Below are 12,327 nucleotides of genomic sequence, written 5' to 3'. Positions count from 1 at the left end.
CCGTGACACCTGTCTAGACTTGTCCAAAGGAATGGATGTGGAAGGGACGGACTGCCGTGACGGCCAGATATAGGACCATCGCTGAGGATTTACAGGCCAAGATCAGCGGTGGCCAGTGGGAGGTCGGCGCCTTCCTCGCGTCTGAGCCGGAGCTCGCATCCAAGTATGGTGTGTCCCGGGAAACGCTGCGCGCGGCACTGCGTCAGCTGGAGGATGTTGGACTTATTGTGCGGCGCAAGGGTCAGGGCACGCGTGTGGTCAGGCTCCAGCCTGTACAGGAATTCCACACGAAGCTCTCCTCGATCGAGGAATTGGCGCAGTATGGACGGACTGCTGAACGCAGCATCATCTCCATTAGGGAAACGGCTGTTGACGGCCATGTTGCTGATGAGCTGGGGGTGCCGGAAGGTACCATCCGCACCGTCATCACATCCACTCGGCGGGATTCCGCGGAAGGCGGCCGTCCGTCCTCCTGGGCGAAGGTCTATCTTTCCCCCGAGGACGCTTCCCTCATCCACGGCGAACTCCAGGACAGTGACCGCCTGGTGGCGGACCTGGTCGCCGAACGCACCGGCCGCCAGGTCAACCGCGTGTTGCAGCAGATCAAGGCGACCGTCCTGGAAGAGGAAGCTGCCAAAGCGTTGGGCGAACTGCCCGGCTCCGTGGCCCTGCGGCTGACGAGGCGCTATGTGGATGCCGCCGGCGGGATCCTTGCCGTTGCCATCAGCACGCATCCTGGCGCCCGCTTCGTGTACGAATCAGTCCTCGAACGCGGCTGAACCGCCTTTTTACCGTCTGCGCGGCAGGCGCTCTTGACATAACCCCATAACATGCCCCACATTTGTCTAGACAGAAAATGTGTCTAGACAAGTGAGGCGTCAATGAAGTCGCAAGAACAGCTCTTGGAAGCAGCAGCTCCCCGGCCAAAGAAAGCCTGGTACCGGGGCCTGGGCGCACAGGTCATGATTGCCATGGCGCTGGGTATCGTGGTCGGCTTTGCCTTTCCCGGATTCTCGGCCCAGCTCAAGATCGTGGGCGATCTCTTCCTTGCCCTGATCAAAGCGGGCATCGCTCCGCTGGTCTTCCTGACCGTGGTGCTGGGCATCCTCTCGGCCGGAAACCTCAAGCAGGCAAGCCGGATCGGGTTCTCCGCCCTGATCTACTTCGAAGTGGTCTCCACGGTCGCCCTCGGCATCGGCCTGCTCGCCGCCAACCTGCTGCACGTCGGCGAAGGTGCAGGCGCACTCACCGCCAACAGCGGCAAGCCGCCGGCCACCGACGGCGACCACTCCTTCGCCGGCTTCCTGAAGGGCATCTTCCCGGAAAACTTCTTCGGCGCCTTCACCTCCGGGCAATTGCTGCAGGTCGTCATCCTCGCCGTGATCTTCGGCGCCGGCCTCCTCACCCTCAAGCCAGCCGTTCTCGGCAAGATCCAGGGCGGCCTCGACACCATCTCGGAGGCATTCTTCGGCTTCATCAACGTGATCATGAAGCTCGCACCCATCGGTGCCTTCGGGGCCATCGCCTGCTCCGTCGGCACCAACGGCAGCGCCATGCTGATCGCGTTAGCCCAGTTGGTGCTCGAATACTGGGCCGTTGTGGCACTCTTCATTACGGTCGTCCTCGGCCTGGTCTGCCTCATCGCAGGGTTCAACGTGTTCCGGATCCTGCGTTTCGTGAAGGTCGAAATGTCCCTCGTGCTGGGAACCGCCTCCTCCGAGTCGGCCCTGCCCGGCCTTCTGAAGAAACTCACCGCGATGGGCTGTTCCAAGCAGAGCGTCGGTCTCGTGGTTCCCACCGGCTACGCCTTCAACCTGGACGGCACGTCGCTGTACATGTCCATCTGCACCATCTTCCTGGCCAACGCCTTCGGCGTTCACATGGGACTGGGCGAGCAGCTGGGCCTGATGGCCATCATGCTGCTGACCTCCAAGGGCGCAGCCACCGTTTCCGGCGGCACCTACGTCGTCTTCGCCTCCACCGTCGCCGCCACCGGATACCTCCCCTTGGAAGGCGTTGCGATCCTCTTCGGCGTCTACCGGTTCATGTCCATGGCCACCGCCTTCTGCAACACCTTCGGCAACGTCGTGGCCACCATCGTGGTCTCCAAGATGACCAGGGAAATGGACGTTCCGAAGGTCCGCCGCGCGCTCGCCGATCCCGCCGCGTTCTTCGCGGAAATGGACCGCCAGGAAGCCAAAGAAGCAGCTTCTCCTGCCGGGCACGGCGTCGGCGCTGAAACCCCAGCCTTAGCTGCCACGGGCACCCCTGAAACTGTCTCCACAGCCGCCACCAAGTAAAGGACCAGCCATGAGCTCCACCGTTTACGACTCCCTGCTCTTCCGCGACATGTTCGGCACCGCCCGCATGCGCGAGATCTTCAGCGATGACGCCTACGTCAGCCGCATCATCGACACCGAAACCGCGCTCGCCCGCGCCGAAGCCAAGGTAGGCCTCATCCCCACCGACGCCGCCGCCCGGATCACCAACACCGCGAACTTCGCCGCGCTCGACCAGGACCGCCTCCGCCACGAAACCGAAATCGTCGGCTACCCCATCCTGCCCATCGTCCAGCAGCTCTCCGAACAGTGCGGTGAGGACGGCCGCTACATCCACTGGGGTGCAACCACCCAGGACATCATGGACACCGCAACCATGCTCCAGTGCAAGGAAGGCATCGCGCTCCTCACCGAACAGCTCCACGGGGTCCGGGCGGCGCTGGCCCGGCTCGCGGAGTCGCACGTAAACACCCTCGCCGCCGGCCGCACGCACCTGCAGCACGCACTGCCCGTGACCTTCGGCTACCGCTGCGCCGTCTGGCTCTCCTCCCTGGACCGGCAGGCCGACCGCCTGGCCCAAGCGGCAGAACGCGACCTCATGGTCCAGTTCGGCGGCGCCGCCGGCACCCTCGCGTCCCTTGGCGAAGGACCCGAAGGCCTCGAAACCCGCGCCGCCCTGGCAGCGGAGCTCGGCCTGACCGACCCCGACATCACCTGGCACGTCGCCCGGGACGGCCTCGCCGAACTGGTCTCCCTCCTGGCCAACATTGGCGGCTCGCTGGGCAAGATTGCCCTCGACGTCATGCTGATGTGCTCCTCCGAATACGGTGAAACCGCCGAACCGTTCGTCATGGGCCGCGGCGCCAGCTCCACCATGCCGCAGAAGCGCAACCCGATCTCCTGCGAACTCATGCTCGCCGCAGCCAAAATGCTCCGCGACAAATCCTCCACCATGCTCGACGCCATGGTGCAGGACTTCGAACGCGCCACCGGCCCATGGCACCTCGAATGGGCCACCGTCCCCGAGTCCTTCCTCCTGCTCTCCAGCTCCCTCGGCCAGGCAGAATTCATGCTCTCGGGCCTCGAAGTGAATGTTGAGCGGATGCGCGAGAACACCGCCATCACCGGCGGACTGATCGTCGCCGAAGCCGTCATGATGGCCGTCGCCCCCGTCCTCGGCCGGCAGGAAGCACACCACGTCATCTATGCCGCCTGCAAAACCGCCATCGACACCGGCACCACCCTGGAATCGGAGCTCCTTGCACACCCCGAACTCGTCCAGCACCTCGGCGCAGAACGCATCGCGCAACTCTGCGACCCCGCCGGCTACCTCGGCAGCGCCGGCGCCATGACCAAGCAAGTCATCTCCGCCCGCCCGCGGTAACCCCGGCTTCCAGGGCCCGCGGCCGCCCCGCCCCTAGACTGGAACACGCCCTTGCACCTCCTTCCGACAGGACCGCCCCATGCCCCTCGTGCTCCGCAACGTCCGTCCCTGGGGCGGGGACGCCGCTGACGTGACGCTCGACGGCGGGGCGGTCACCGCCGTCGGACCCTCAGCTTTGGACCGGGCTGCTTTGGGCGACGCTGCTTCAGCCTGCGCCGGCGTGGTGGACGGCCGCGGCCGGATCCTGCTGCCGTCCTTCTCCGACGTCCACGTCCACCTCGACTCCACCCGGCTGGGCCTGCCGTTCCGCCCGCACACCGGGTCGCCCGGGGTCTGGAACATGATGCTCAACGACCGGCACAACTGGCGCGATGCCGAGGCCTCCATCACCGAGCGGGCCACCCACACCCTGGGCGCGATGATCGAACGCGGCACCACGCGGGTGCGCAGCTACGCCCAGGTGGATGCCGACGCCGGGCTGGAGCGTTTCGAGGCCGTCCTCGCCGCCCGTGAAACGCACCGGGACAGGGCGGACGTTGCGGTCATCGCGTTTCCCCAGGCCGGGCTGCTCCGGGAGCCGGGCAGCGCGGAGGTGCTGGAGGAGGCCCTGAAACTGGGCGCCGACGTGGTGGGCGGAATCGACCCCTGCGCCCTGGACCGCGACCCCGTGCAGCACCTGGACATCGTCTTCGGCCTGGCCGAAAAGTATGGCCTGCCCGTGGACGTCCACCTGCACGAGCCGGGGCAGCTGGGGCTGTTCAGCATGGAACTCATCCTCGAACGCACCCGGGCGCTGGGCATGCAGGGACTGGTGACCATCTCGCACGCATTCGCCCTCGGCGATCTGCCCGACGGCCAACTCGACGAACTCCTGGCGGACATGCGGGAGCTGGACGTCTCCGTGGCAACCGTGGCGCCCGCGACGCCGCTGCCGCTGGAACGGCTCACCGCCGCCGGGATCCGGGTGGGTTTGGGCGAGGACGGCCAGCGCGACTACTGGTCCCCCTACGGCAACGCAGACATGCTGGACCGCACGTGGCAGCTGGCGTTTACGAACAAATTCCGGGCGGATGAGCTGATCGGGCACTGCGCGGCCGTGGCCACGGTGGGCGGTGCCAGCGTCATCAACCCTGCGGCGCAGCGGCTGACGTCGGTGGCGGACCGGCCCGGCCTTGCCGTGGGTGACCCGGCTGACCTGGTGCTGCTGGAAGGCGACTCGGTGACCGCCGCCGTCATGGACAGGCTCCCGGGCCGCACGGTCATTCACCGGGGCCGGGTGGTGGCCGACGGGCTCCGGCTGGTTCAAGCCGGTGGCTTTTCCCTTTAGCGGCACGGGACCGCGTTCCCTCAAGATTCAGGCAATAAATCCCCGCTATGGATCAAAACTGTTCCGGATAGCGATTTCGCTTCCTAGGGTGTTTGGACAGGCTCGGTTAGGGGACCAATCTTGACAACCGTGAATGCATTTTCCGGCGATACCAACAGTGAGGCCGGCGGGGAACCGGCAAAAGTCCATAGGCCCGTTCCCGCTCCTCCGAGCAAGAAACTCCCGGCGTCCCAAACCCCGCGCGCCAGGACCACCGGCCGTGAGCGCGAGGTCCAGCAACTCATCTACGATCTCGCCCTGCTCGCAGCGAGGCAGTGCCCGCAGTAAGGGCCCGCCTCACCTGCTGCCCGGGGCACAGTGTTTCGAGCTGCCCCCGGATTCCTCAACCCCCGCACAAAATCCCCGAAGGTTTCGCCAAGATTCGCCCATTGGGCATCCGGCCTCGCCCACAATAATTTCAGCAGCCACCGCGATTCCTGCCTCGGCACGCACATTATTTGGGGGAACCATGAGCAATGAATATCAACTCGCCGACGGCTCGCCACGCTACGGCCACCGGACCGAATCACCTGCCGGCGAGCATCCGGCTCCAGCCACGGCGGCTGCCCCGGACGCGGCAGAGGGCGCTGTCCAACTGAGCCTTGATGCCCTGGCGGCCGCCATCGACCGCCGCCTGACCAGCGCCTGGGCAGATGTGCCGGACCCGGCGGTGCAATCATTGCGGGAGCACCATCCAGAGGAACTGCGCGCGGCCCGCGCGCTGGTGAAGCTGCACCTCGGCTCGCAGCGGCAGTGGCGGCTCAAAGCCCAGGCAGTCAGGGACAAACGGCTGACTGGACCAATGGCCCGGCCTGGAGCCTCTGCCCGCTCCAGGCAGGTCCTGGCCCTGCGCTGGATGCTCATCGCGGCCCTCATCGCCCCGCCCGCGTTCGTGGTTGCCACCAATCCGGACAACATCCTCAAGCTGCTGACCGTCGGAGTAATCTGCGTCGTCGCGGCCTTGGCCGGCGGCCACATCCTCACCCTGCAGGCCCGTGTACCGGTGATGCCAATCATCCGTGGCCCATGGCTGAAGGAGCTCCGCGAAGACATCGTCAATGCGACGCTGGTGGCGATCCTGCAGAACAAGGGTGTCGCGGTAGATCCCCTGACGGCAGCCGCTGCCCGCCGTGGATGGGAAAGCATCCACGTTGCGGCCCGATCCGTCGAACTGCTGCATTCCTGACCGCGGTAACGGTGCAAACGAGGCGACACGGGAGCCAGCTTCTCAGGGAAGCCGCATCCGCCTGACTCGGATTCGGGGCCGGCCCGTGGCCGGCCCCGAATGAGCACACCCGTTGACCCCTAAGCCTGTTTTGGGCCGCCGACCTTTGAAAGTACGTCTGCGACGTCAAAGGTGTGGCGTCCTGGGCCGACGTCCACGGGTTCGTGCCCCGGCAGCACAACGGACGCCGTGGTTCCGGTGGGAATTTCGGCGACGACGGACAGCTTGCCGTCCTCGGTCCGCCACTCCACCGCCGCCGTACCGTACGGAGTCTCGTGGCGGACCGACGCCCAGCTGAGTCCGCCGCCCGGCTGCGGCTTGACCAGGATCCTGCGGTAACCCGGCTCCAGCGGCGCTAAACCGCCAACCACCCGATGCATCCAATCAGCCACCGCGCCCAGGGCGTAGTGGTTGAAGGAGGTCATTTCCCCGGGGTTGACGGAACCGTCCGGGAGCATGGAATCCCAGCGTTCCCAAATGGTGGTGCCTCCCTGGCCCACAGCGTACAGCCACGAGGGGCACTCCTTTTCGAGCAGGAGATCGTAGGCGGCGTCAATCTCTCCCGAAAGCGTGAGGGCGTCAGAAACCACCGGCGTGCCTGCAAAGCCAGTACCGATGCGGTTGCCGTTCAGGTGCACCAGTTCGGCAAGCCGGGCGCCGGCCCGGGCTTTCGAGCCTGCGTCCGGAAAGAGATCGAAGACTATGGCGAGTGCGTACGCCGTCTGGGCGTCACTGCTCATGATCCCGCCCGGGTGGATGTATTCGCGGGCAAAGGCATCAGCAACTGCCCGCGATAACGTGAGGTAATGCAATTCGTCCCCGGATTTGCCCAGCACGGCAGCGGCCTTGGCGAGGTGCCGCGCCGACCACGCGAAGTATGCCGTGGCCACCAAATGCGGGTCCGTCATGGCCTGTGTGGGGTCCTCGGGCGGCGCGGTCGGGTCGAGCCAGTCGCCGAGCTGGAAGCTGCCGTTCCAGAGGTGGCTGTCACCGGAGAGGCGGTCCAGCAGGTCAACCCAGCCCTTCGCGCTTTCATACTGCGTGGCCAGAATCCCCGGATCGTTAAAGCGTTCATACAGGGTCCACGGCGTGAGTACCGCAACGTCGCCCCACACCGCACCGGGGCGGATCGGGGTCCAATAATTGCCGCCCGGAATGACCGGAACGTACCAGGGCACGGTACCGTCCGGTAGCTGCTCAACCGCAACATCCTTCAGCCAGGAGGACAGCATGCCGGAGCAGTCATAAAGGAAACTGGCAGTCGGGGCGAAGACCTGGATGTCCCCGGTCCAGCCCAGCCGTTCATCACGCTGCGGGCAGTCCGTGGGGATGTCCACGAAATTGCCCCTCATGCTCCACAGCACATTGTCATGGAGCCGGTTGAGATCCGGATTGGAGCATTCGAACCATCCTGTCCGCTGCATATCGGTGTGGTAGACCCGGGCCACAACGTTCGCTGCGATCTCCCCGCCGGTCCATCCACTGATCTCCGCGTACCGGAATCCGTGGATGGTGAAGCGGGGCTCCCAGGCTTCCCGGCCCGTGCCGGCAAGGGTGTACTGGTCCGTGGCGTCGGCTTCCCGGAGGGGGCGGGTGCACAGCTCCCCGTCCTGGAGAACCTCTGCGTGGCGGATCGTGACAGTCGTGCCGGCCTCGCCGTTCACGGTGATGCGGAGGCGTCCTACGAGGTTTTGGCCGAAGTCGATCAGCGTCTTGCCCGATGGGGATGTCCATACACTGACGGGGCGTACCTCACCGGTGCAGCGGACGGGTGGACCTTCAGGGGCCACCAGGGTCCGGGGATCGCGTTCGACGCGCGTGACGGGTTTCCAGCCGGAGCCATTGAAGTCCGCAGTGCTCCAGCCGCCGGGGAGCTGCCGTGCGTCGTACGTCTCGCCCTTGTACAGGCTTGCCTGCAGGATCGGCCCGAAAGACGCCTTCCAGGTCTCGTCCGTCCCGATCACCGTGACGGAGCCGTCGTCGTGGGTGATCTGCAACTGCGCCAGCAGCGCAACGTTGTCGCCATAAAGGTTGGCGTGGCCGCCCCTGAAGCCGATCCTGCCCCGGTACCAGCCGTCGGCGAGCAGCGCTCCGATGGCGTTGTCGCCGTCGTGAAGGTGGCCGGTGACATCGTAGGTGTAATAGCGGAGCCGCTCACCGTATACCGTCCAGCCGGGCGACAGCGCATCGTTGCCGACACGTGTTCCGTTGATCTCCACCTCGTACAGGCCATGGGCCGTCACGTACAACCGCGCGGAAGATACCGGCCGGTCGAGGGTGAATGCCCGGCGGAGCAGCGGTGGCCGCCGGTCCGCCGCAGGATCTTCGTCCCATCCGGGAGCGATGGCGGCAGCGGTCCAGTCCTCCGCGCGCAGAAGACCGGTCTCGACGGCGGATGGCTGGCTCCATTCGCTGGCCGCCTCGTCCCCGCCGCCCCAGACGCGCACGCTCACCTCGGCGCGCTGGGCGGACTCCAGCGGGGTCCCTTCCCACGGCACGAGGACTGAATCAGAGGACTCGATCCGCCCGCTGGTCCAGGTATTGCCGCAGGTGGTGACGGCAAGCTGGTAGGCGGTCTGCCGCCACCGCGGCTCCGCGGTAGTCTTCCATGAGATGCGCGGGGCCGCCAGGCCGATGCCGAGCGTACCGACGCCGGGGGTGGGCGGCAGGTGTTCAAATGTTGCCGGGTGCACGATGGCGGGCATAGGGGAAGTCTCCTTGGTGGATGTGGCCGGTTTCGGCTTCGAAAGGTTGCGGTTGTCTAGCCCTTGACGGCGCCGGCCGTCATACCCGCCACGATCTGGCGGTTGAAGAACAGGTACATGACGAACGGCGGGATGGTGATGAGCAGGATGTTCATGAACAGCAGGTTGTAGTTCGTGGTGAACTGGCTCTGGAAGTTGAAGAGCGTCAGCTGCACGGTGGCGTTCGCGTCGCCCGGAAGGAAGTAGAGCGGGTGCTGGAAGTCGTTGAAGATGGCGACGGACTGCACAACGATGACGGTGACGATGACTGATCGCAGCAACGGGAAGATGACCCGGAAGAACAGGCGGACGGGTCCGCATCCGTCAATCACGGCCGCTTCGTCGAGTTCCTTGGGGATGGAGGCGATGAAGGCCCTGAACAGCATGACGCAGAAGGACAGCCCGAAGGCGACCTCAATGAGGATCAGGCCTGGAAGGGTCTTGAACAACCCGATGCTTTGAAGGACCCAGATAGTGGGGACAATCGCGGGCGGAATGATCAGCCCGGAGAGGATCAGGAAGTTCACCGCACCGTTCCAGCGGGATTTGCGCCGCTGCAGTACCCAGGCGACCATCGCCGCCAGTACCACCAGGATGGCCACGCTGGCCACTGTGAGGACAGTGCTGTTGATGAATGCTGTCACCAGCATGAATTTCCGGGCCGAGAGCACCTGGGTGAAGTTCTCTACGAACTGGAAGTTGGTGGGCCAGGAGAATTCGAGCTTTGCCGCCTCCTTCCGGTCCTTCACTGCCTGCAGGACCATGAAGATCAGGGGGATGATGAAGACAACGACGGTCACTGCGATGGCCAGGATGCCAACGGCGTACCTTCTGACGGCGGCGATCACTGTTCCACCTCCTTGCGGTTCAGGAACATGGACAGGGGCAGGACGATGGCGGTCACGATCAGGAACAGCACAACGTTCCCGGCCGTGGAGAGGCCATAGAAACCTGCCTGGTATTGCTTGTAGATGACCGAGGCGATGACGTCGGACGTAAACCCGGGGCCACCCTTGGTCATGGCCCAGATCAGGTCGAAAGAACGCAGTCCGCCGATCAGGGAGAGGATGATCACCGTTGCGGTCGCCGGGCGGGCAAGGGGCAGGGTGATGTTGAAGAAGCTCTTGATGGAGGAGGCACCGTCCATTGTGGCTGCCTCGAAGTATTCCTGGGGAATGGAAACGATGCCCGCTATGTAAATGACCGTGGCCAGGCCGACGCCTTTCCAGACGTCAACCAAGGCGACAGAGAGAAGCGCCCATGCAGGATCAGTAAGCCAGGCCGGCCCTTGAATCCCGATGGCAGCCAAGGCTTCGTTGATCATGCCGTTGCGGGGGTCCATCAGCACCGTGAAGACGATGCCGACCCCGATGCTGCTTAGCAGGACCGGAAAGAAGATCACGGAGCGAAGATAGCCTCGGGCGATGATCTGCGAGGTGAGCAGCACCGCCAGGAGCATGCCGAGGACCACCTTGAGTGCGGAGGTCACCACGCCGTAGATGAAGGTGTTGGTGAGGCCTTTGAGTAACGCCGGCTCCTGGAAGAACTGGACGAAGTTGTCCAGGCCGATGAAGGTGAAGTCCGTGAGATTCCAGCGCGTGAAGCTGAAGAAAAACGAGGCAACCGTGGGAACCAGGAACAAGGCGGTGTAAATGACCGCGGCAGGCAGGTAGAACCAGTAGGGGTAGGGCGGGCTGCCCTTGCGGCGCTTGGTGTTTGCGGCCGGCGCCAGCCGGCGCACTGCCGACTGCGTCGGTGCGGTGTTCAGTGTCATGAAATCTCTCCAAGGACCGTCCGGGCCGTGAAGCCCGGACGGCTTAGGGGTTTGGGAGGTTAGTTCCAGCCAGGCAGGTTCAACTGCTTGGCCTGTTTCTTGACGTCCTCGTCGTAGAGGGCGGCGCCGTCCTTACCGGAGCGGATACCCGAACCGACTTCGACGGTGATCTGCTCAAGGGCAGGGCCCTTGACTGGAGACAGGAACTCCAGCGCCGGGCTGTTCTTGGCAGGGTCCTCGAAAAACGGAAGCATGTCCTTGACCGCATCCGGGACGTCCGAAGGCAGGCCGCAGTCCTTCACGAGGTACGGTCCTGCCGCGCCGACTGCTGCCGTCTGCGCATCGCACCCTGACTTGCTGGCGATGAAGGCCTGGAACTTCTTGGCTTCCTCGAGGTTCTTGGTGGACTTGGGAATGTAGGTGCCGCCGGGCATCCAGACCGTGAGCTTATTCCTGGCCGCGTCATCGCCCGGCAGCGGGAACAGCCCGAGGTCGTTCAGCTTGTCCGGGTGGGTCACCTTAATGTTGTTCAATGCAAAGCTGAGGATGGGGTACTGCGCGCCCTCGCCGTTGACCAGCTTTTCCTGTGCCTGCTGGTACGTGGTGGATGCGAAATCGTCGTTGAACAGGCCGGCCTTCCCGGCCTCCTCCAGGTGCTCAAACCCTTTGACCGCGGCGGGGTTTGTGGCGTATTTGGCCTTGTTCGCGGTGTAGTCGGATGCAAAGTTCGGGTCTGCGGTGATGACGTTGGCGAAGTCGCCCAGGACAAAGAGCTGCGAGGTCCACGTGGTCTGGTAGGACTGGATGATCGGCGCGATGCCCGCCGCCTTGATCTTCCGGCTGTTTGCCATGAACTCGTCCCACGTCTTGGGCACGGAGAGTCCGAGCTTGTCGTAGACCTTCTTGTTGTAGAGGACGGCTCCGGCCATGCCGGTGCTGAAGGGCACTCCGTACACTTCACCGCCGGATGTCACCACAGGCTTGAATGACTCAGCCACGTTGGATAGGTAGGACTCGTTGGTAATGGGCTGCAGGTTCTGCTCCGGATTGATCTGCTGGAGCAGGGAACCGGTGTTGTAGTTGAACACGTCGGCCATGTCACCGGTGGACAGCCGCGTCTTCACGATATTGTCACCATCGCCGCCCTGCGGACGGGTCTCGATGTCGACTTTGATGCCGGGGTTCGCCGCGGTGAACTCTTCCGCGACTTTTTCAGCCGCCGTCACGGTGTTTTCTGCGTTGTCCACCAGCCAGGTGATGGTCTTTCCACTTCCGCTGCTGCTGCCGGCGCCGCTGCAACCGGTGAGGGCCAGCGCCAGCACAGTCACTCCCCCGGCCAAAGCGGCCCAGCACTGCTTGCTCCTTGCGGCCATCTTTACCTCCTCGTAAAGCCACGGACCCACCGGCCGTGGAACGTTTCAAAATAGGCCCGCCGATAAAACCTGTGGGCATCTCTAGTTTGTGTAGATCGGTCTACGTTTCTCCACTGTAAGTCATGTCACACCGGCTGCCAAGAGTTTCTTGTAGATCAATCTACAATTACGGATACGACTCA

At 64.4% G+C, this 12,327-nt stretch carries 9 protein-coding genes; 5 read left to right on the top strand and 4 right to left on the bottom strand.

Going from position 1 to position 12,327, the window contains the following annotated elements; all coding sequences use genetic code 11:
* Positions 1-56: 56 nt before the first annotated feature.
* From ACYSM9_RS02895 to ACYSM9_RS02875, 5 genes are all read left to right on the top strand, one after another.
* Positions 57-779, top strand: a complete 723-nt coding sequence (locus tag ACYSM9_RS02895; RefSeq protein WP_461855498.1) for a GntR family transcriptional regulator — start codon at positions 57-59, stop codon at positions 777-779.
* Between the two features lie 123 nt (positions 780-902).
* Positions 903-2,300: a cation:dicarboxylate symporter family transporter gene (locus ACYSM9_RS02890; protein WP_461855497.1), complete on the top strand. Its 1,398-nt coding sequence runs from the start codon at positions 903-905 to the stop codon at positions 2,298-2,300.
* Positions 2,301-2,310: 10 nt separating this feature from the next.
* Positions 2,311-3,663, top strand: a complete 1,353-nt coding sequence (locus ACYSM9_RS02885; protein ID WP_461855496.1) for a class-II fumarase/aspartase family protein — start codon at positions 2,311-2,313, stop codon at positions 3,661-3,663.
* A gap of 79 nt (positions 3,664-3,742) precedes the next feature.
* Positions 3,743-4,990, top strand: a complete 1,248-nt coding sequence (locus tag ACYSM9_RS02880) for an amidohydrolase (RefSeq protein ID WP_461855495.1) — start codon at positions 3,743-3,745, stop codon at positions 4,988-4,990.
* A gap of 508 nt (positions 4,991-5,498) precedes the next feature.
* Positions 5,499-6,215 (top strand): hypothetical protein, encoded by a 717-nt coding sequence (locus tag ACYSM9_RS02875; RefSeq protein ID WP_461855494.1) that lies wholly within the window; start codon positions 5,499-5,501, stop codon positions 6,213-6,215.
* 119 nt (positions 6,216-6,334) lie between these two features.
* Here ACYSM9_RS02875 and ACYSM9_RS02870 read toward each other — a convergent pair whose 3' ends face one another.
* From ACYSM9_RS02870 to ACYSM9_RS02855, 4 genes are read right to left on the bottom strand one after another with little or no spacing between them, the layout of a single operon-like run.
* Positions 6,335-8,959, bottom strand: a complete 2,625-nt coding sequence (locus tag ACYSM9_RS02870) for a family 78 glycoside hydrolase catalytic domain (protein ID WP_461855493.1) — start codon at positions 8,957-8,959, stop codon at positions 6,335-6,337.
* Between the two features lie 56 nt (positions 8,960-9,015).
* On the bottom strand, positions 9,016-9,846 hold the full coding sequence (locus ACYSM9_RS02865; RefSeq protein WP_461855492.1) for a carbohydrate ABC transporter permease: 831 nt from the start codon (positions 9,844-9,846) through the stop codon (positions 9,016-9,018).
* Positions 9,843-10,772: a carbohydrate ABC transporter permease gene (locus ACYSM9_RS02860; RefSeq protein WP_461855491.1), complete on the bottom strand. Its 930-nt coding sequence runs from the start codon at positions 10,770-10,772 to the stop codon at positions 9,843-9,845. Before ACYSM9_RS02860 ends, ACYSM9_RS02865 begins: the two co-directional genes overlap by 4 nt.
* A 59-nt stretch (positions 10,773-10,831) precedes the next feature.
* The gene (locus ACYSM9_RS02855; RefSeq protein ID WP_461855490.1) at positions 10,832-12,145 is read right to left on the bottom strand and encodes an ABC transporter substrate-binding protein; all 1,314 of its coding nucleotides are present in this window, start codon (positions 12,143-12,145) and stop codon (positions 10,832-10,834) included.
* Positions 12,146-12,327: the final 182 nt, after the last annotated feature.

Source organism: Arthrobacter sp. C152, from assembly GCF_054890965.1.
This window is presented reverse-complemented; position numbering and strand designations above follow the sequence as displayed.